This is a genomic window from Leisingera caerulea DSM 24564 (genome assembly GCF_000473325.1).
GTDB lineage: Bacteria > Pseudomonadota > Alphaproteobacteria > Rhodobacterales > Rhodobacteraceae > Leisingera > Leisingera caerulea.
Window position 1 is genome coordinate 650,093 of sequence record NZ_KI421513.1, and the last position, 18,082, is coordinate 668,174.

The following is an 18,082-nucleotide window of genomic DNA, read 5'->3' on the forward strand; positions in this document are numbered from 1 at the left end:
GGCAACTGGAAACGGAAACGTGACGCGAGCTTAGCCCGCGCAGCCCGGCCCGCAAAGCACTGAGTTTATTCGCCGAACCGGTAGCGGTGCAGGCGGGCTCCGTTTTCCCGCAGCCAGGCGCGGGGGTCCTGCCAGCGCCCGTGGATACGCTCCACCGTGTCCCAGAAGGCCTGCGAGTGGTTCATTTCCGCAAGATGCGCGACCTCATGGGCGGCGACATAGCGCAGCACCGCAGGCGGTGCCAGGATCAGCCGCCAAGAATACATCAGTCCGCCGTCCGCGGTACAGGAGCCCCAGCGCGAGCGGGTGTCGCGCAGGGTCAGGCGGCTGTACCCCTTGCCCAGCCGCGCGGCATAGAAATCCGAGGCCTCGGCCAGCCGGTTGCGCGCCAGCTCTTTCAGATAGCGCTGGAGGGGCCGTGCCGGGCTGTTCCCCGGCACGGCAATCCGGCCTGCCTCCAGCTGGATGCGCCGCCCTTGGGCGCGTTCGACCACCCGGTTCTGGCCGTCGATGGGCAGCACCGCGCCGAAATCCGCCTGCACCGCCTCGGGGTGCTTTTGCAGATGGCCGCGGATCCAGTCGGCCTTTTCTTCGGCAAAGGCCAGCGCGGCGCGCTCCGGCAGGCTTTTGGGCAGGGTCAGCGTCACCCGCCCGTCGAGCGAGGAAATCCGCAGGCTGATCCGCCGCGCCCCGGCTGACCGCCGCAGGGTCAGCGGCACCGGCGGATCTCCGGGCAGGTGATAATCGGCCATGCGCGCCCCCTTCCAGGCAAAGGCTTTGACAGTGCCCCCCTCATATGGCAAGGCACCGGAATCGTCGATACGACTCACCAGTAAATCAAGGGGATCCACATGCCCAAGGAAGAATGGGGTGTAAAGCGCGTCTGCCCTACCACTGGAAAGCGCTTTTATGACCTGAACAAGAACCCGATCGTCAGCCCCTACACCGGCGAGGTCGTGGAGCTGGATACCGGCAAGACCCGGATGATCGAGGCGGATGCCGAAGACGCGGCTACCCTGAAGGCCAAAGAGAACCTGGACACGGATGACGTGGTCCTGGAAGATGACGAAGACGTCGATGTCGATCTGGGCGACGATGTCCTGGATGATGACGATGATGACGACAACGTCTCGCTGGACGACATTGCCGACATGTCGTCGCCTGAGGACGATTCCTGAGGCCATTCAAGCTGTTCGGGGAAGCGTTTGGCCTTCCCCGGACCGCGCTCCGGCCCTGCCCGGAAAAAATTCGGACCCCGGCGCATTTTCCGCTTGCAGCCCGCGCCGCCGTCCCGTAAACGACGCTCACACCGCGAGACGGGCCGCACCGGCAACGGAACGGACACCGAAAAGCGGACAGGTTTGGGGCCTTAGCTCAGTTGGGAGAGCGCTTGCATGGCATGCAAGAGGTCAGGGGTTCGACTCCCCTAGGCTCCACCAAATCTTCACATTCCTCTTCCGACGCAGCCAACGCCTTAAAAATAAAGGCCGGTTACGCTGTTCGAAATCCTCGTTTCAGGGGAATACCGTGGCGGTTTGGCAATCAGGTGCGCAACCCTGCCTGCATGTCCCGAATGCTCCGGTTTTTCCATATTTTCAAAGGGGTTGAGACACTCCTGCGAACGCGTTCGAACATTTCAGAAGCTTTGATTGTGTGACCGCCCCGACGGCATCGGTGTGCCAGGGCGGGCTGGCAATGATCCGCAAAGGACAGCAGCCGTATCATCAGAGACATTCAGAGCCGCGGGAGACTGGAAGGTCTGCCGCCGCGGCCCTGCTTCCCGTGCTTGGGTCATTCGATACCGTTGGTCTGCTGCAGCTCCCGCACATACCGGGTGATGCCCTTGACGTCAGCATCGGTCAGCCCCTGCTGCGCAGGCATGTTGCCGAACTTCCAGTGGTGCGCGCGCACGCCGTTGCGGACCGCAAGCAAGAAGGCCGCATCGCCATGGTGCGAGGGTTCGTAAATCTTGTGAACCAGCGGCGGCCCCATGCCATTGCGGCCTGCAGCGTTATCGCCGTGGCACTCGGCACAGACCGCGTCAAATGCGCGCTTGCCGATCTTTGCGGTATCACTCAAATCCGGTGGCAGCTGAACCGCGGTAAGCGGCGCGCCGGGCTCCAGCACGGCGCGCTGCGCGGTTGCGCCGTCTCTGCCTGCGCTGCTGTAGACGAAATAGGCCGCAGCGGCTGCCACGGCAGCGGCGGCTGTGATGACGAGGGGCTTTCTCATAAGGGTGACTTTCTTTCATGGGTGAATGATGTGCCGCAACGGGCAGGGGCCGGGGTGTACCGGGGATGGCCCGCAGCTTGTCCAAATCCAGGCGCCTCGATGGCGGGGGCGGCAAAGGCGCGGATTTCCTGATAGCGGATCCGCACGTCCTCGCTTTGCTGGTAAAACCGGAACAGATCCTTCAGCGGCGCGGAAAATTCCTTGTGCGCAGACAGCATCGCCACAAGCGCCCCCAGCGAGACCCGCTCCTGCAGCACGAAATAGCCGCCCAGGGAATAGAACAGGAACGGAGTCAGAGCGGTCAGGAAATTGTTGATGGCCTTGGCCAGGAATTTGAGGCGGTGGATCTGCAGGCGCAGGTCCTGCAGCTGCCGGAAACTGCGCGCAGCCGGCAGCGCGCCCTGTCCCGGCCCCCGCATGCCGCGGTCCAGGATTTCCCCCAGCAGGCGCATTTCGCGGATCCGTTTGCGGGACACCGTGTTCACCCGCCGCTGCAGCCGCGGCACGATGATCAGCTGCAAGGGCAGCACCGTCAGCGCAGCCGCGGCCAGGATCGGGTCCTGCACAAACATGAACAGCAAAATCGTGGCCAGCGTCCCGCCTTGCAGCAGCGGCACCGTCAGCATCTCCGAGGCAAAGCCGCCAACAGGTTCAACCTCAGGGCCCAGAACCGGCATGACGGCAGGCTTGCGCCATGCGGGCCGGTCCCGCCGCCACTGGCGGTAAACGGTAAGGCGGAGGCGGCGCACAAAGCGTTCGGCGACCCGGCCCTTGCTGATATTCAGCCAGTATTTGTTGAGGCCGTTGAGCGAGATCGCCGCCAGGTAAGCGCCGCACAGGAAAAACAGCAGCGAGACCTGCGAGAGCTCGAAGCCAAGAACCGGAACCGCGATATCCTGGCTTTCAAAGACACGGTTCACGATCTGCTTGGGCAGTTCCAGGGTGAGGTAGAGGATCGGCATCGCAGTCAGGCTGAGCAGGACAAGGACCATCTGGTGCCGCCCGGTCGTGCGCAGGATCTGGCGCGGCAGACCGGCCCATGCGCCGCCATCCTGCCCCTGCTCAGCAGCACCGGCTGCTGGCGCAGCCTGCAACCGCCGCCGCAGCAGCCAGGCGGCCTTGGCAGCCAGGGTCACTGCCAGCATCGCAGGGGCCAGCACCAGCACCAGATGCATCATCGGATGCAGCCAGGCCGGCGCTGTACTGTCATAATTGAAGCCCAGCGCCGCGGCCGCGTCATGCGCAAGAGTATGGAATTCCGGCATCGGCCGTCCTTGTTCCGGTCAGCGGAAGGCGGGCAGGCCCGCCTTCCGCCACGGGCTTACTTCAGCGCGGTCAGGGTCAGCTTGCCCTTAATCCGCTCGGCAACGAATTCGATGGCATCGCCGGCCTTGAGCAGGTCCAGCATCGCGTCATCCGCCACCCGGAACACCATGGTCATCGCTGGCATCTCCAGATCCACCAGTTCCTCGTGGATGATGGTGACCTTGCCGGACTTGGGATCGACCTTCTTGACGGTGCCTTTGGTGAAGGTGCCATCGCTGCCGTCAAGCACAGCAACCGGCCCGTGCATGCCGGATTCATAGTGGCCGGGGATCAGGCAGGCGAATTCGAAGGTGCCGGCGTTGGAGAAGGTCCAGACGACCTCGCCCGATACGCCGGGATCCAGACGCACCGAGTTCGGGTCGTCATGCTCCATCTCCATCTTGGCCATCATCGCCTTGTGGTGGACATTGCGCTCTGCTGTATCCAGCACGAACTCATGCTCCAGCTCGCCCGCGTTGGTGATCACGAATTTGACCGTCTCGCCCTTGGCGAAGGAAAAACTGGAGGGCTCGAACAGCATTTCGCCGTCATCGGTTTCCTTCATGGTCACGGCGACCTCGCGGTTCACGTGCGCGGCCTCGCCGGGTTTGCCGACTTCCATGCCGCCGCCGTGGCCGCCGCCGTGGGTGCCTCCGGCATAGGCGGGAGCTGCGGAAAGGACGCCCAGCAGGGCTGCGGAAAGGATCTTGTTCATGTCTGTCTCCTCGTCAGGTTTAGTAGAAGCCAGGGGTTAGCCCTTGGCGGATGGTTTCGGTGTAATACGGGTCTGTGCGTCTTCGGCGCGGGCGAAGTCCGGCAGTTCGCCGGTCCACTCATAGGCCTGGGTGCCGGGCGGGTTTTCGTACCAGCCGGGATCGCTGTAGTCGTTTGCATCAATGCCTTCGCGCACCTTCACGACCGAGAACATGCCGCCCATTTCCAGCGGCCCGTAGGGGCCCCAGCCGGCCATCATCGGCACGGTGTTGTCGGGCAGCGGCATCGACATCTCACCCATGTCTGCCATACCGGCAGTGCCCATCGGCATATACTCGGGCTGCAGCTTGCGGATCTGGCCGGTCAGCTTGCGCTTGTCGGCACCGATGAAGGTTGGAATGTCGTGGCCCATGGCGTTCATCGTGTGGTGCGACTTGTGGCAGTGGATCGCCCAGTCGCCCGGATGCACCGCGTCGAACTCATAGGCGCGCATGGCGCCGACGGGAATGTCGATCGACACCTCCGGCCAGCGGGCGCTTTCCGGCACCCAGCCGCCATCGGTGCAGGTGACCTCGAAGTCGTAGCCGTGCATATGGATCGGGTGGTTGGTCATGGTCAGGTTGCCGGTCCTGACCCGCACCCGGTCGCCCTGATTGACCACCAGCGGGTCGATGTCCGGGAAGATCCGGCTGTTCCAGCACCACAGGTTGAAGTCCGTCATCTCCATCACCCGCGGCACATAGGAGCCAGGGTCGATGTCGAAGGCGTTCAACATGATCAGGAAGTCCCGGTCGACGGGCATGAAGGCAGGGTCTTTGGGATGCACGATGAACATCCCCATCATGCCCATTGCCATCTGCACCATCTCGTCGCCATGCGGGTGGTACATGAAGGTTCCGGATTTGATCAGGTCGAACTCATAGACAAAGGTCTTGCCCGGCGGGATGCCGGGATGGCTGAGACCGGCAACCCCGTCCATGCCGGAGGGCAGGATCAATCCGTGCCAATGCACCGTGGTATGCTCAGGCAGCTTATTGGTGACGAAGATCCGCACCCGGTCGCCCTCCACCGCTTCGATGGTTGGGCCGGTGGACTGGCCGTTGTAGCCCCACAGATGGGCAATCATGCCGTCGGCCAGCTCGCGCTCGACCGGCTCCGCGACAAGGTGGAACTCCTTCACGCCGTAGTTCATCCGGAACGGCAGGGTCCAGCCGTTCAGCGTGACCACCGGGTTGTAGTCCGGCCCAGTCGTGGGGGACAGCGGTGGCTGGGTGGCGGCACTGTCCATGCTGGCGGCCTCGGGCAGGCCCATATTCGCGGTCTTGCCCCAGGCCTGGCTGGACACCAGCGCCGCACCTGCAGCGCCGGCGCCAAGCATTTGACGTCTGTTCATCATGTCATGTGGTCCTTTCAATGGCCCGCGCCGCCGCCCGCGGCGATTTCGGCGCTGCCGCCCTGCGGAGCTGATCCAGCACCGCCGCCGTAGATCGCGGCATTCACATTGGCTTGCGCCAGCCAGAAATCGCGCTTGGCATTGGCCGCTTCCAGCGAGCCCGCCAGCTTTTCGCGCACGTCGGTCAGCAGTTCGAAGGTGCTGGTGATCATGCCGTTGTAGCTCAGCAGCCCTTCCTCCTCGATTGTCTTGCGCAGCGGCATCAGCACGTCACGGTAATGGCGCGCGATCTCGTAAGAGGCGTAATAGGCCAGCTCTGCGCTGCGGGCCTCAGAGCGGACATTGACCGCCCGTTCCGCCAGCGCATTTGCGGCCTGCATGTAAGACAGCTCTGCCTTGCGCATCCGCGCCTTGCCGGTGTCGAACACCGGGATGGCGAACTCCAGCTCCAGCTGCGGCAGGGTTTCGGTTTCCGTCTCCCCGTCCTCGCGCTCGCGCTCGGCCTCCACCCCGGCAATCAGCTCCAGGTCGGTGACCAGCCGGGTCCGGTCCGTCAGGCCAAAGGCCCGGGCCTGTGCTTCCAGCCCCAGCTTGGCCACCTGCAGGTCCACCCGGTTCTGCAGGGCCGACTTCTCGATTGCCGGCACTTTGCTCAGCGACTTGGGCAGCGGCGGCAGCGCATCGGGAACATAATAATTGGCATCGCTGCCCCATAGCCCCATCAGCCGGGTCAGCTCCTCCTTTGCGAGCTTTGCCTCCAGCCGGGCCCGGGCCACCTGCCCTGCAAGCTCCGCATTGAACGCAAACTCCCGCGCCTGGCCAGCCTTGTTCAGCGCGCCGGTCTTGCCCAGCTGGCTGGCCAGCTCTGCCCCTGCCTCGGCGGTTTCCCCGGCCTGGCGCAGATAGCTCAGCCGCTCAAAGGCCGCCACGGCATTGATCCAGGCCAGCCGGGTCTGCCCGGCCAGCGCCAGCGTATCGTTCACCGCGTTCAGCTGCGCCTGCTGAAACTGCGTCTCAGCCACGGCGATGCGCTGCTTGCGGGTCTTCACGTCCAGCAGGTTCACGGCGATGGTGGATTCCAGGGCGCGGTACAGGCCCAGTTCCGGCGCGCCGATCCCCATCAGCCCGATTGAGACCACCGGGTTTTCCGGTGTCATCTGCTGCCAGGCCTCTGCCGCCGACAAACCGACCGCGGCATAAGACGCCTGCAGCCCCTTGTTGTTCAACAGCGCCGCCTGCACCGCAGTATCGGCAGAGATCGTCTTGCCCTGCACCATCTGCCGGACGTCCTTGGCCAGCGCGTCGTTCTGGGCCCGGGTTTGGGCAAAGGCCGTGCGTTTGCCGATGGCAGCCGCAGTCTGGCTGGAAACTTGCTGAAACCCGGCCTGCGGGCTGGTGTATTTTTCCGGCACGGCGGCCGAACAGGCGGCCAGCACCAGGGGCGGCGCCAAGAGGACGCGCCAAGTTTTTGCTGTCATCAGTGGCGCTCCCGCTGCTGCTCGTTGACACCGCGCCAGGACACAGGGCCGCCGGGCGTGTGGCTTTTAAATCCCCTGAAGGGAGACTGGTAATTCAGAGAGCGGTATGGGCCGGACGGCGCCGCAGCATGTTGCAAGGCTGCGGTATCGGGCAGCGCCGCCGGTGATTTGGCGCACGCCCCCAGCAGCAGGGCGCCCGCCCCGGCCAGAAAGAGAGATTTCATGTGTTTTTCCTGAGAAATATCTGCACGGCTCCTGCAGGTGCATGCAGGAGCGGGTTAATCACCGCCGAAGCGGTTCAGATGTCTCAGGCTCTCGGCGGGCGCAGAAGCGCGGGCTGTTCTTGGGATGGCAGCTGTGAATTCTTCTGCTTCCAGCGCACAGGCCGCGTCAGGGAGATTTGCTGGGGCTGCAAAGACAGCACCGCAACCGCCATGCAGGCGCCAGCGCAGCAATTGGCGGTTTCTGCGTTCCGGGGCGCATCCTGACTGTCCTGCGCAGCGGCATTCGAAGCGTCATGACCCGCGGCCGCAATAGCTGCGCCGTCATGGCTGTCCCCAGCATGCGAAACCGCGGCCTTGCCGTGATGACCCGCAAAAGAATGCGCGGCGGATGGCAGCGAAAACCCCAGCGCAAGGATCACTGCAAATGCAGCAGCCACCCTGATCAGCCGGAGGATATGTGCCAGTAACGCCATGCCGGTATTTCTCCGGACGGAGCCCCCCGCGTCAAGACGGCAATCATGCATTCAGCGCACAAATTTGTGTATTTCGGAGGCGTTTTCCCGGAATTTCACCGCCGGACCGCAGGCAGCTGCACCGCCATGCAAACCCTCCTGCGCGGGAGGCCTGCGGCTGACCGGTAATGGAGATTCGGTGGCTGAACAGGTCAGCACAGCGGTCGATCCTGCGGCTGGTTAAACGCCTGCTTCGGCCGGCGGAAACCATGCTCAGACGGTGAACGGAGACAAGGCGAACGCCCATCGGGTCACGCCGCTTGCTGCACCGGCACACCGCAGCACGGACTGCAAGCAACGCGAGGCAGCCCTCAATCAAGCACACCTGCTCCTGCCCTTCTGACCGGGAGGCTTCGGCGGTTGGACGGTCAGGGCCCTTCGCCGCGATGCACCCGCCGGACGCCCTGCGCCAGCGCATCTGCTCCTTGATCCGGCATCGGGTGCGGTATCCTGTCCTGCGCCGTCGGGATGCCCGGCCGCAGTGGCGGGCAGCGCGCAGGGTTTCGTTTCCGGCCCACGCCGCCTGACAATCAGCCTTTCACGGCGGGCGGTGCCGTCTGAGCAGTAAGACCGGGTCAGCATCACGCTTGCATATGGCAGTGCGGGCTTGCCCATGCAGCCCGGTTAATTGCTTGAATTCACAATTCAAACCTGCTCCATCCAAAGGTGTGCAGCGACGCCGTTCCAACAGTTCACGTAAAGCTCACAGACCGTGACGCGACAAATGGTTGCCTGTCACCCCCTGAGCTTTAAGGTAGACCCTGTCAGCCCCCTGCGGAGAGCCTCGCATGAAAGATCAAGCCCCCGCGCCGGACCTCAGTCCGGACACCGCGCAGCCAGACCTCCCCGCCAAGCCGCCCGGGCTGCATGAGCGGGCGCTGCATCTGATGGCCCGGCTGCTGCCGTTGTCTTTTTTCCGCCGCCCGCCCAAGATCATCATCATCGACGCCACCAACAGCTGCAACCTGCGCTGCCCGGTCTGCCCCGTCACCTTTGCGATGAGCCGCAAGCGCGGTATGATGAAACCGCATGTGTTCCGCAAGATCATCGACGATTTCATGGACCAGCCGGAAAAACCCGCGATTTACTTCAGCTTCTCCGGTGAGCCGACGCTGCATAAGGATCTGCCCGATTTCATCGCCTATGCGCATGAAAACGGCCATGACACCTATCTGTCGACCAACGCCACCCGCCTGACACCCGAGATGAGCGAGCGGCTGATCCGCTCGGGTCTCGCACGGGTGAATCTTTGCATGGACGGGTTCTCCAAGGAGGCGCAGGAGTCCTACCGGGTCAACTCCGACTTCGATAAGGTCAAGGCCAGCATCGAGGAATTCCTCACGATCAAGAAAGACCTGGGCTTCAAGACGCCGGTCACGGTGCTGCAAACGCTGCTGACCAGCTACTCCGAGCCGCAGATGGACGAGATGGAAACCTGGGCGCGCGAGGCGGGTTTTGACCGTGTGCGGTTCAAGACCTTCTCGATCGGCTCCTACACCTCGGCCGACCAGAAGCGGGAGTTCGCCCATTTCCTGCCGCGCCAGAAGGAGCTGCGCCGCCACCCGCGCCACACCAGCCACGCGCTGTGCACGGTGCCGCTGTTTCAGTCGGTGGTGTTCTGGAACGGCGATTTGGGTCTGTGCTGCATCGACTACGATCAGGTGATCCAGCTGCCCAATGTCGAGCAGGACGGTTTCCTGGCCGCCTACCGCTCAGACGAGGCCGCGCGCGCCCGCAAGCGCGGCTTCCTCAAGCAGTTCGGCATCTGCAAGACCTGCTCCTTCTCAAACGCCGAAAACATGGGCATCCGCCGCGATCTGAAGAAATAGGATCGCGCGGCTTTCATCTTTCCCGAAATATTCTGGGGTGAAGGCCGTCAGGCCTGAGGGGGCAACGCCCCCTCTCCTTTAGCGCTGCAGCAGGATCGGGAACCAATCCTCGCGCAGGCGCTGGCCGGGCTGCATATCGTGGCCCGGAAACGGCGGCGAGGTGCGGCCAGGACGTTCGACATAGCGCGCATCATCGCCCACCAGCCGCAACGAAAACGCGCGGCGGCGCGAGGCCGATGTGTTGCCGCGGGCGCCGTGCAGGGTTTTGTAGTTAAAGGCCACCGCATCGCCCGGCTGCATCGGGTATTCCAGCACCTTCATGCCTTCGGCATCCGGGTCGGGGACGGCCATGTACTGACCCTCGTCCGGGAAGAAATCCTCTTCTGACACCCAGCGGGTCGGCAGCACTTCCTTCTCCCATTTGTGCGAGCCGGCCACACAGCGCAGGGTGGCCTCTTTCACCTCATCCAGCGGCGACCAGAAGCTGATGGTCTGATCACCCTCGACAAAATAGTATGGCCCGTCCTGGTGCCAGGGGGTCGGCATCGAGGTGCCCGGCTCCTTGACCAGAACATGGTCATGGAACATTTGCACTGACTGCGATTGCATCAGGTCGGCGGCGACTTCGGCAACCGGGGAATCTGCAATCGCCTGCTGAAACTCGGGGATTCGGGTCCAGTTGCAGTAATCGTCAAAGAACCGGCCGGTCTGGCCTGCCTTTTCGTTATTCGACGCATAGGGCCCGGGGTTATCCATATTGGCCGCGACGCCTGCGCGCAGCAGTTCCACTTGGTCCGTGAACAGGCCGCGGATGAGGACCACGCCGTCGCGCTGGAACTGCTCCACATGTTCCGGGGTGATGAGGGGGTGGACCATTGCTGTCTCCGCTGCTGAATGATGCAAATCCGATGCGTCATTCCTGCCGCGGCAGATATATAGTTTCAAATCGTATCTTTCTAAGTTACCCATCACTTCATGTTATATCTCACTCTGCGCCATTACGAATATGTCTGCGCCGTGGCACGTCACGGCAGCCTGTCGGCGGCGGCGGATGCCGTGCATGTAAGCCAGCCCGCGCTGTCCGCCGCCCTCAGCCGGATCGAGGAGCATCTGGGCCTCGCGCTGTTCCTGCGCAGGCGCGGCACGGCGCTGGCGCTGACGCCGCAGGGGCGGCGGTTTGCCATGCAGGCGCAGGCGCTGCTGGATCAGGCGGCGCGGCTGGAAAACCCCAAAAACGCCGGAGCCGTGCAAAAGCTGACGCTGGTCTGCTTCTCCGACCTGGCCCCGTTTCTGCTGGCCCCGGCCCTGAAGGCCTTGCGCGCGGCCTTGCCGGACGTGGAGGTCAGCCACCGCGCTTGCGGGTTTGAGCCGCTGATTTCCGCGCTGAGCAGAGGCAGGGCGGATCTGGCCATCACCTATGACCTGGGACTGGATGCGGCCTTCAGCCGGGCGGAACTGGACAGGATCGCGCCGCATGCGCTGGTGCCGCCGGAGCATCCGGTGGCGGAGCGGACCGGCATTTCACTGGCGGAACTGGCACAGCATCCGCTGGTGCTGTCGCAGGAGGGGCTGTCGGTGCAGCACATGCTGGGACTGTTCAAGACGCAGGGGCTGGTGCCGCGGATTGCACACAGGGCGGATTCGCTGGAGCTGCTGCGCAGCCTGGCAGCCAATGGCGAGGGGGTGGGCATCAGCTACAGCCTGCCGCCCGGCGGGATCAGTTATGACGGTAAAGCCCTGTGCGCGGTGCCGGTCACCGACACGGGCGCGCAGGAGCCGGTGATTCTGGCAGCCCACACTGGAATGCCGGAGGCATCCCCGGCCTACAAAGCACATGAAATTCTCCGCGAGGTGCTGAGCGTCCGACGGTCAGACCTTGCGCAGGCGGATCACCACATCAACTGAGGCGATCTCCATCCCCTCCGGCGCTTCCGGCAGCTTGTGAATCACCAGATCCTGCGACGGCGCGTCGCTGACCCGGCCCTCATCCTCCCAGAAGAAATGCGGGTGGTCGTGGGTGTTGGTGTCGAAATAACTCTTGGAGCCGTCCAGCGGGATCTCCTGCAGCACGCCCGCATCGCAGAACGCGCGCAGGGTGTTGTAGACGGTCGCCAGCGACACCGCGGCGCCTTTTTTCTTGGCCGACTCGAACAGGCTTTCGGCGGTGATATGGCGGTGCTTGCCGTCGCCGACCAGCAATTCGGCAAGCGCCACCCGCTGCCGGGTGGGTCTCAGCCCGGCCTCTGTCAGCCAGCGTGTGGCCACTTCTTCGCTGTTTGGCGTCATGAGCAGGTCCTGCATCGCGTTGCTGACCGTATATATAGGAGCAACACCCAAGGTTTTTCAAATGAAATTCATTCGCAGCTAAACTGCCCTTTCCGGGGCGTCTATGGCACATTCAGCGCAGGAAGTGACGCGGGGTCCCCTTGCAGGACCCTTTCGCGCGGTGCTACAGAGCGCCAGATATATAGACCCGAACCCCAGGCAGGAGAGATGCCCGAATGGCCGATTACCCCAGCAGCTTTGACAAGGACGATTTGCTGAAATGCGCGCGGGGCGAGCTGTTTGGGCCGGGCAACGCCCAGCTGCCGGCGCCGCCGATGCTGATGATGGACCGCATCACCGAGATTTCCGGTGACGGCGGCGAGCATGGCAAGGGCCATGTGATTGCAGAATTCGACATCACCCCGGACCTGTGGTTCTTTGATTGCCATTTCCCGGGCAACCCGATCATGCCCGGCTGCCTGGGCCTGGACGGCCTGTGGCAGCTGACCGGCTTTAACCTGGGCTGGCGCGGCTGGAAGGGCCGCGGCTATGCGCTGGGTGTGGGTGAGGTGAAGCTCACCGGCATGGTGCGCCCGGACCGCAAGATGCTGACCTACCGCGTCAACTTCACCAAGGCGGTGCAGACCCGCCGCCTGACCATGGGTGTTGCCGACGGCATCGTCGAAGCCGACGGGGACGTGATCTATCAGGTCAAGGATATGAAAGTGGCTCTGTCCGAAAGCTGACAGGCTTCCGGACAGGACAAAAGTCACAGGAACAGGAGTACGCACATGCGCCGCGTCGTCGTCACCGGTCTGGGGATTGTCTCCTCCATCGGGAACAATGCCGAAGAAGTCACCGCCTCGCTGAAAGCCGGTAAATCCGGCATCGTTGCCAGCCCCGAAATGGCCGAGCACGGCTTCCGCAGCCAGGTGGCCGGCACGCTCAAGATTGATGTGGCTGAGCATGTGGACAAGCGCACCCTGCGTTTCATGGGTCCGGGTGCGGCCTATGCCCATATCGCCATGAGCCAGGCGATTGCCGATGCAGGCCTCAGCGAAGATCACGTTGTGAACGAGCGCACCGGCCTGGTCGCGGGTTCCGGCGGCCCGTCCACCTCGGCCATGCTGGCGGCGCATCAGACGGTGCTGAAAACCGGCGCGACCAAGCGGATCGGTCCGTTCGCGGTGCCGAAGTGCATGTCCTCGACGATCTCGGCCAACCTGGCGACCGCGTTCAAGATCAAGGGCATCAACTACTCGATCACCTCCGCCTGCTCGACCTCGCTGCATTGCATCGGCAACGCGGCTGAACAGATCATGATGGGCAAGCAGGACGTGATGTTTGCCGGCGGCGGCGAGGAGCTGGACTGGACGCTGAGCTGCCTGTTCGACGCGATGGGGGCAATGTCCTCCAAGAAGAACGATGAGCCGGAGAAGGCCTCCCGCGCCTTCGATCAGGACCGCGACGGTTTCGTGATCTCCGGCGGCGGCGGCATTGTTGTGCTGGAAGAGCTGGAACACGCCAAGGCCCGTGGCGCCAAGATCTATGCCGAGGTGACCGGCTTTGCCGCCACCTCCGATGGCCACGACATGGTGGCGCCCTCCGGTGAGGGCGGCGAGCGGGCAATGCGGCTGGCGCTGGCGACCCTGCCCGAAGGCCGCAAGGTCGGCTACATCAACGCGCATGGCACCTCGACCCCGGTGGGCGATGTCGGCGAGGTTGAAGCCGCTCGCCGGGTGTTCGGCGAAGGCAGCGTGCCGCCGATTTCTTCGACCAAGTCGATGACCGGCCACGCCCAGGGCGCTGCCGGCGCGCTGGAGGCGATCTTTTGCCTGCTGATGCTGGACAATGATTTCATTACCCCGTCGATCAATGTCGACACACTCGCCGACGGCATCCAGCCAGGTGAGATTGCCACCAGCCTGGTGGAAAATGCCGGCCTCGACTCGGTGATGACCAACAGCTTCGGCTTTGGCGGCACCAATGGTTCGATGGTTCTGAGCAAGTACAAGGGATAAATGGCGATGACGGGACTTCTGACCGGCAAGCGAGGCCTGATCATGGGCGTTGCGAATGACCGCTCCATCGCCTGGGGCATTGCCAAGGCCATGGCGGACGCCGGGGCCGAACTGGCTTTTACCTATCAAGGCGAGGCCTTCGGCAAGCGGCTGGAGCCGCTGGCCCAGAGCGTCGGCTCGGATTTCATGGTCGACGTGGATGTGACGGACGATGCCTCGCTGGACACAGCGTTCGAGCAGCTGGCCGCGCGCTGGCCCACGATTGATTTCGTGGTGCACGCCATCGCCTATTCCGACAAGTCGGAGCTGACCGGGCGGTTCCTGAACACCACCCGCGCAAACTTCAAGAACTCGATGGATATTTCCGCCTATTCCTTCATCGAGGTGGCGCGGCGCGCCTACCCGCTGATGAAGGACAATGGCGGCACCCTCTTGACGCTGACCTATCAGGGGTCGAACCGGGTTGTGCCGAACTACAACGTGATGGGCGTGGCCAAGGCGGCGCTGGAGTCGGCGACCCGCTATTTGGCCAACGATCTGGGCCCGGAAGGCATCCGGGTGAACGCGATCTCGCCCGGGCCGATGAAGACCCTGGCAGGTGCCGCCATCGGCGGTGCGCGCAAGACCTTCAAGCACACCGCCCAGAACGCGCCGCTGCGCGACAACGCGACGCTGGAGGCGGTGGGCGGCACTGCGGTCTACCTGGCCTCGGACGCAGGCGCCTGCACCACGGGCGAGGTCATCCGGGTGGACGGCGGGTTCCACGTGCTGGGAATGCCGCAGCAGGATCACCTGTAGCCGCCTCCCCCAAGGCTCTCCGTTCATCAAAAAGGCGCCCCACGGGCGCCTTTTTCTGTTTCTTCTCTAAGCTTCACTCGGCCCGCGGCAGTCTGCATCCGGCCTGCGGCGCGCTCCCGCCCGTCGCCGGGCTTCGGGCGAAGCCCGCTCCCGTTGCGCGTGGCAAGCGTCTTCCGGCGCAGCCGGTGGACCTGCGGGCGCGGGAGCACCTCCCCTGCCCCGCAGGCGCGACATCAGTTGATAGACACCAGCTCGATGTCGAAAACCAGATCCTTGCCTGCCAGGAAATGGTTGGCATCCAGCGTCACGGTCTCTTCGGTCACTTCGACCACGGTAACAGGCAGCACATGGCCCTCGGGGCTTTGCATTTGCAGCTGTGTGCCCAGGTCCAGCGGGATATCGGCGGGAATGCCTTCGCGCGGGATTTGCTGGCGCGCTTCGGGATTGATCGGGCCGTAGCCATCGGCACAGTCGATTTCCAGCGTCTTCTTCTCGCCGGCTTCCATGCCCTCCAGACCGGCATCCATGCCGGCAATCACCTGGCCTGCGCCGACGGTGAATTCCAGCGGGTCACGCCCTTCGGAACTGTCGAAAACGGTGCCATCCGTCAGCTTGCCTGTGTAGTGGATGCGCACGGTGTCGCCGTTCTTTACCCCGGTCATGAGACCTCCAATCGGTTGCGGGTTGATAAAGGGGCGCAGCCTAGCGCCCGCAGACGCGATGTAAACCCGTATGGGGGTAATTTCCGGCTTTGCCACCCCGCCGCCTTCGTGCAACTCTCGCCGCAACGGAGGGAGCCATGCCGATCACCACCTGTATCTTCGACGCCTACGGAACCCTGTTCGATGTGGCAGCCGCCGCCCGCCAGGCCGCCGGCGAGCCGCAGTTTCCGCACTTGCAGGACAACTGGGCGGAGCTGGCCGGCCACTGGCGGCTGAAACAGCTGCAATACACTTGGCTGCGCGCCATCACCGGGGCCCATGCGGATTTCTGGGATGTGACCCAGGACGGGCTCGATTGGGCGATGGAAGCCGCCGGGCTGGACGGGGACTCCGCCCTGCGCCAGCGCCTGCTGGATCTTTACTGGGAACTGCAGGCCTACCCGGAGGTGCCCGCAATGCTGAAGGCGCTGAAAGACGCCGGGATGAACACCGCAATCCTGTCGAACGGCTCGCCTGCGATGCTGGACGGGGCGGTACAGTCGGCGGGGCTGGCAGACGTGCTGGATGATGTGCTGTCGGTGGAAAGCGCCGGCATCTTCAAACCTGACAGCCGGGTGTACGATCTGGTCGGCAAGCGTTTCGGGTGCGCCAAGGACGAAGTGCTGTTTGTCTCCTCCAACGGCTGGGATGCGGCGGGAGCTGCGGGCTACGGCTTTGTCACCGCCTGGGTGAACCGGGCGGGCGAGCCGGTGGACCGGCTGCCCTGGAAGCCCGCGCACATCCTGCCGGACCTGACCGCCATTCCAGACCTTGCCCGGAGCTAGGCGGACCCATGGCGTTCTTTGAAACCTCTGACGGGCTGCGGCTCTATTACACGGACAGCGGCGCGGGCTTGCCGCTCCTCTGCCTTGCGGGCCTCACCCGCGACAGCCGGGACTTCCGTTACTTCGCATCTCATGCCGGGCCGTACCGGATGATCACCCTCGACGCGCGCGGCCGGGGGCAGTCGGCGCACGATCCCGATTTCATGAACTACAACGTGCTGCGCGAAGCGCAGGATGTGGTGGAGCTGCTGGATCATCTGAAACTGCAGCGCGCGGCGGTGCTTGGCACCTCGCGCGGCGGGCTGGTGGCGATGACGCTGGCGGCAATGGCCAAGGACCGGCTGGCGGCGGTGATCCTGAATGATGTGGGCCCGGAAATTCCACCGGGCGGCATTGCCCGCATCATGGAATACGTCGGCCGCCGCCCGGCCGCCAAAACCCACGCGCAGGCCGCTCAAGCGCTGGCGGCGCTGATGGCGCCGGCCTTCCCGGACGTGCCCGCGGCGCGCTGGCGGGAGGAAGCGGAGGCGTTCTACAACCAGGGCCCGGAGGGGCTTAGCCTGCGCTATGACCCGCGGTTGCGGGATGCGCTGCTGGCGCAGGCCGAGGCAGGCCCGGCCCCGGATCTGTGGCCGCTGTTCCTGGCGCTGGAGGGGCTGCCCTGCGGCGTGATCCGCGGCGCGAACTCGGACATTCTGAGCGCTGATACTTTCACCGAGATGCAGCACCGCCTGCCGGGCCTGCGCGCTGCTGAAATTGCCGACCGCGGCCATGTGCCCTTTTTGGACGAGCCCGAAGCGCTTGCTCTCATCCATTCAGTTCTGGACCACGTCAAATGACCTCAATTGCCATGATCGACGCCGCGGCGGAGCGGCTGAAGGGCCATGCCCGCGTCACACCTCTGCTGTCTTCGCCGTTTCTGGACGAGGTCGCCGGCCGCCGCGTGCTGGTGAAGGCGGAATGCCTGCAGCACACCGGATCGTTTAAGTTCCGCGGCGGCTGGTCGGCGGTTTCGGCCTTGCCGGAAGAGACGCGCAAGCGCGGCGTCATCGCCTATTCCAGCGGCAACCATGCGCAGGGTGTGGCAGCGGCGGCCAAGGCGCATGGGGTGCCTGCGGTGATCGTGATGCCCGCCGATGCGCCCCGGCTGAAGATCCAGAACACCCGCGATCTGGGCGCCGAGGTGGTGCTCTATGACCGCGCGGGCGGTGAGAGCCGCGAGGCGGTGGGCGCGCAATACGCGGAAGCGCGCGGGCTGACCCTGATCAAACCCTATGATGAGCCGCAGGTGATCGCGGGCCAGGGCACCACGGGGCTGGAGATCGCGGAACAAGCCGCCGCCGAAGGCGTCACCAAAGCGGATGTGCTGGTCAATTGCGGCGGCGGCGGGCTGTCTTCGGGCATTGCGCTGGCGCTGGAGGCGCGCGCGCCGGGCCTGCGGGTGCGGACGGTGGAGCCGGAAGGCTTTGACGACGTGGCCCGCTCGCTGGCGGCAGGCGAAATCTGCCGGAACCCCAGCCAGTCCGGCTCGATCTGCGACGCGATCCTGACACCGCAGCCGGGGGAAATCACCTTTCCCATTCTCAGCCGGTTGTGCGGGCCGGGGCTGGTGATCAGCGAGGAGGAGGCGATGCGGGCAATGGCGCTGGCCTTCCTGCGGCTGAAAATCGTGCTGGAACCCGGCGGCGCGGCATCACTGGCCGCCGCGCTGTTCCACCCTGACCGGATCACCGGCGCCGCGGTGATCGCGGTTGCCACCGGCGGCAATGTGGATGCAGAGCTGTTCCGGGAGGCGCTCTCGCGCTATGCTTGACCCCTGGCCGCG

Annotated in this window: 19 protein-coding genes and 1 tRNA gene; 10 read left to right on the forward strand and 10 right to left on the reverse strand. The window is 64.4% G+C overall.

What is annotated here, in order from left to right:
- Positions 1-65: 65 nt before the first annotated feature.
- The gene (locus CAER_RS0110395) at positions 66-752 is read right to left on the reverse strand and encodes a M48 family metallopeptidase (RefSeq protein WP_027235294.1); all 687 of its coding nucleotides are present in this window, start codon (positions 750-752) and stop codon (positions 66-68) included.
- Positions 753-851: 99 nt separating this feature from the next.
- Here CAER_RS0110395 and CAER_RS0110400 point away from each other — a divergent pair, with 99 nt between their 5' ends.
- Positions 852-1,178: a TIGR02300 family protein gene (locus tag CAER_RS0110400; protein ID WP_027235295.1), complete on the forward strand. Its 327-nt coding sequence runs from the start codon at positions 852-854 to the stop codon at positions 1,176-1,178.
- Between the two features lie 185 nt (positions 1,179-1,363).
- A tRNA-Ala gene (locus tag CAER_RS0110405) sits at positions 1,364-1,439 on the forward strand.
- Positions 1,440-1,791: 352 nt separating this feature from the next.
- Here CAER_RS0110405 and CAER_RS0110410 read toward each other — a convergent pair.
- Genes CAER_RS0110410 through CAER_RS0110435 form a run of 6 tightly spaced genes read right to left on the reverse strand, consistent with a single transcriptional unit; the run spans position 1,792 to position 7,346 of the window.
- Positions 1,792-2,232 carry a c-type cytochrome gene (locus tag CAER_RS0110410; protein ID WP_027235296.1) on the reverse strand — a complete coding sequence of 147 codons (441 nt, stop codon included), beginning with the start codon at positions 2,230-2,232 and terminating at the stop codon, positions 1,792-1,794.
- Complete coding sequence (locus CAER_RS27905) at positions 2,229-3,497, reverse strand: 6TM ABC transporter family protein (protein ID WP_245597352.1); 1,269 nt, start codon at positions 3,495-3,497, stop codon at positions 2,229-2,231. Before CAER_RS27905 ends, CAER_RS0110410 begins: the two co-directional genes overlap by 4 nt.
- A gap of 56 nt (positions 3,498-3,553) precedes the next feature.
- Entirely contained in the window at positions 3,554-4,252 is a 699-nt protein-coding gene (locus CAER_RS0110420) for a copper-binding protein (RefSeq protein WP_027235297.1), read from the reverse strand.
- Between the two features lie 36 nt (positions 4,253-4,288).
- A complete protein-coding gene (locus tag CAER_RS0110425; RefSeq protein WP_027235298.1) occupies positions 4,289-5,647 on the reverse strand; it encodes a multicopper oxidase family protein in 1,359 nt (452 codons plus the stop codon).
- A 14-nt stretch (positions 5,648-5,661) separates the two neighbouring features.
- Positions 5,662-7,122: a TolC family protein gene (locus CAER_RS0110430; RefSeq protein WP_027235299.1), complete on the reverse strand. Its 1,461-nt coding sequence runs from the start codon at positions 7,120-7,122 to the stop codon at positions 5,662-5,664.
- Entirely contained in the window at positions 7,122-7,346 is a 225-nt protein-coding gene (locus CAER_RS0110435; RefSeq protein WP_027235300.1) for a hypothetical protein, read from the reverse strand. Before CAER_RS0110435 ends, CAER_RS0110430 begins: the two co-directional genes overlap by 1 nt.
- Before the next feature lie 1,300 nt (positions 7,347-8,646).
- On the opposite strand from CAER_RS0110435, the gene CAER_RS0110450 reads away from it, so the two are divergent.
- Positions 8,647-9,687 carry a radical SAM/SPASM domain-containing protein gene (locus CAER_RS0110450; RefSeq protein ID WP_027235302.1) on the forward strand — a complete coding sequence of 347 codons (1,041 nt, stop codon included), beginning with the start codon at positions 8,647-8,649 and terminating at the stop codon, positions 9,685-9,687.
- Between the two features lie 78 nt (positions 9,688-9,765).
- Here CAER_RS0110450 and CAER_RS0110455 read toward each other — a convergent pair whose 3' ends face one another.
- Positions 9,766-10,563 (reverse strand): phytanoyl-CoA dioxygenase family protein, encoded by a 798-nt coding sequence (locus tag CAER_RS0110455; RefSeq protein WP_027235303.1) that lies wholly within the window; start codon positions 10,561-10,563, stop codon positions 9,766-9,768.
- A 99-nt stretch (positions 10,564-10,662) separates the two neighbouring features.
- Between CAER_RS0110455 and CAER_RS0110460 the strand changes: the two genes are divergently transcribed.
- Positions 10,663-11,592, forward strand: coding sequence for a LysR family transcriptional regulator (locus CAER_RS0110460; protein WP_027235304.1), 930 nt, complete (start codon positions 10,663-10,665; stop codon positions 11,590-11,592).
- Here the strand turns inward: CAER_RS0110460 and irrA are convergent.
- A complete protein-coding gene (gene irrA / locus CAER_RS0110465; RefSeq protein WP_027235305.1) occupies positions 11,557-11,973 on the reverse strand; it encodes an iron response transcriptional regulator IrrA in 417 nt (138 codons plus the stop codon). The two genes, CAER_RS0110460 and irrA, sit on opposite strands and share 36 nt — an antisense overlap.
- A 215-nt stretch (positions 11,974-12,188) precedes the next feature.
- On the opposite strand from irrA, the gene fabA reads away from it, so the two are divergent.
- The 3 genes from fabA to CAER_RS0110480 are packed head-to-tail and all read left to right on the forward strand — an operon-like array spanning position 12,189 to position 14,771.
- Positions 12,189-12,698: a bifunctional 3-hydroxydecanoyl-ACP dehydratase/trans-2-decenoyl-ACP isomerase gene (gene fabA, locus CAER_RS0110470; protein ID WP_027235306.1), complete on the forward strand. Its 510-nt coding sequence runs from the start codon at positions 12,189-12,191 to the stop codon at positions 12,696-12,698.
- A 45-nt stretch (positions 12,699-12,743) separates the two neighbouring features.
- Positions 12,744-13,973 carry a beta-ketoacyl-ACP synthase I gene (gene fabB / locus CAER_RS0110475; RefSeq protein ID WP_027235307.1) on the forward strand — a complete coding sequence of 410 codons (1,230 nt, stop codon included), beginning with the start codon at positions 12,744-12,746 and terminating at the stop codon, positions 13,971-13,973.
- A 6-nt stretch (positions 13,974-13,979) separates the two neighbouring features.
- Complete coding sequence (locus CAER_RS0110480; RefSeq protein ID WP_027235308.1) at positions 13,980-14,771, forward strand: enoyl-ACP reductase FabI; 792 nt, start codon at positions 13,980-13,982, stop codon at positions 14,769-14,771.
- Positions 14,772-15,004: 233 nt separating this feature from the next.
- Here the strand turns inward: CAER_RS0110480 and CAER_RS0110485 are convergent, their stop codons facing one another.
- A complete protein-coding gene (locus CAER_RS0110485; protein WP_027235309.1) occupies positions 15,005-15,433 on the reverse strand; it encodes an FKBP-type peptidyl-prolyl cis-trans isomerase in 429 nt (142 codons plus the stop codon).
- A gap of 137 nt (positions 15,434-15,570) precedes the next feature.
- On the opposite strand from CAER_RS0110485, the gene CAER_RS0110490 reads away from it, so the two are divergent.
- From CAER_RS0110490 to CAER_RS0110500, 3 genes are read left to right on the forward strand one after another with little or no spacing between them, the layout of a single operon-like run.
- Entirely contained in the window at positions 15,571-16,257 is a 687-nt protein-coding gene (locus CAER_RS0110490; protein ID WP_027235310.1) for a haloacid dehalogenase type II, read from the forward strand.
- An 8-nt stretch (positions 16,258-16,265) separates the two neighbouring features.
- On the forward strand, positions 16,266-17,096 hold the full coding sequence (locus CAER_RS0110495) for an alpha/beta fold hydrolase (RefSeq protein WP_027235311.1): 831 nt from the start codon (positions 16,266-16,268) through the stop codon (positions 17,094-17,096).
- Positions 17,093-18,070 carry a threonine ammonia-lyase gene (locus tag CAER_RS0110500; RefSeq protein WP_027235312.1) on the forward strand — a complete coding sequence of 326 codons (978 nt, stop codon included), beginning with the start codon at positions 17,093-17,095 and terminating at the stop codon, positions 18,068-18,070. Before CAER_RS0110495 ends, CAER_RS0110500 begins: the two co-directional genes overlap by 4 nt.
- Positions 18,071-18,082: the final 12 nt, after the last annotated feature.

What these genes read in the sequence shown, in the direction of transcription:
- CAER_RS0110485 (WP_027235309.1), bottom strand. Translation starts at nt 15,433, where the DNA reads ATGACCGGGGTAAAGAACGGCGACACCGTGCGCATCCACTACACAGGC.
- CAER_RS0110435 (WP_027235300.1), bottom strand. Translation starts at nt 7,346, where the DNA reads ATGAAATCTCTCTTTCTGGCCGGGGCGGGCGCCCTGCTGCTGGGGGCG.
- CAER_RS0110450 (WP_027235302.1), top strand. Translation starts at nt 8,647, where the DNA reads ATGAAAGATCAAGCCCCCGCGCCGGACCTCAGTCCGGACACCGCGCAG.
- CAER_RS0110495 (WP_027235311.1), top strand. Translation starts at nt 16,266, where the DNA reads ATGGCGTTCTTTGAAACCTCTGACGGGCTGCGGCTCTATTACACGGAC.
- CAER_RS0110480 (WP_027235308.1), top strand. Translation starts at nt 13,980, where the DNA reads ATGACGGGACTTCTGACCGGCAAGCGAGGCCTGATCATGGGCGTTGCG.
- CAER_RS0110490 (WP_027235310.1), top strand. Translation starts at nt 15,571, where the DNA reads ATGCCGATCACCACCTGTATCTTCGACGCCTACGGAACCCTGTTCGAT.
- CAER_RS0110400 (WP_027235295.1), top strand. Translation starts at nt 852, where the DNA reads ATGCCCAAGGAAGAATGGGGTGTAAAGCGCGTCTGCCCTACCACTGGA.
- CAER_RS0110430 (WP_027235299.1), bottom strand. Translation starts at nt 7,122, where the DNA reads ATGACAGCAAAAACTTGGCGCGTCCTCTTGGCGCCGCCCCTGGTGCTG.
- fabA (WP_027235306.1), top strand. Translation starts at nt 12,189, where the DNA reads ATGGCCGATTACCCCAGCAGCTTTGACAAGGACGATTTGCTGAAATGC.
- CAER_RS0110395 (WP_027235294.1), bottom strand. Translation starts at nt 752, where the DNA reads ATGGCCGATTATCACCTGCCCGGAGATCCGCCGGTGCCGCTGACCCTG.
- CAER_RS0110455 (WP_027235303.1), bottom strand. Translation starts at nt 10,563, where the DNA reads ATGGTCCACCCCCTCATCACCCCGGAACATGTGGAGCAGTTCCAGCGC.
- CAER_RS0110500 (WP_027235312.1), top strand. Translation starts at nt 17,093, where the DNA reads ATGACCTCAATTGCCATGATCGACGCCGCGGCGGAGCGGCTGAAGGGC.
- CAER_RS0110460 (WP_027235304.1), top strand. Translation starts at nt 10,663, where the DNA reads ATGTTATATCTCACTCTGCGCCATTACGAATATGTCTGCGCCGTGGCA.
- fabB (WP_027235307.1), top strand. Translation starts at nt 12,744, where the DNA reads ATGCGCCGCGTCGTCGTCACCGGTCTGGGGATTGTCTCCTCCATCGGG.
- CAER_RS0110425 (WP_027235298.1), bottom strand. Translation starts at nt 5,647, where the DNA reads ATGATGAACAGACGTCAAATGCTTGGCGCCGGCGCTGCAGGTGCGGCG.
- CAER_RS0110410 (WP_027235296.1), bottom strand. Translation starts at nt 2,232, where the DNA reads ATGAGAAAGCCCCTCGTCATCACAGCCGCCGCTGCCGTGGCAGCCGCT.
- CAER_RS27905 (WP_245597352.1), bottom strand. Translation starts at nt 3,497, where the DNA reads ATGCCGGAATTCCATACTCTTGCGCATGACGCGGCCGCGGCGCTGGGC.
- CAER_RS0110420 (WP_027235297.1), bottom strand. Translation starts at nt 4,252, where the DNA reads ATGAACAAGATCCTTTCCGCAGCCCTGCTGGGCGTCCTTTCCGCAGCT.
- irrA (WP_027235305.1), bottom strand. Translation starts at nt 11,973, where the DNA reads ATGACGCCAAACAGCGAAGAAGTGGCCACACGCTGGCTGACAGAGGCC.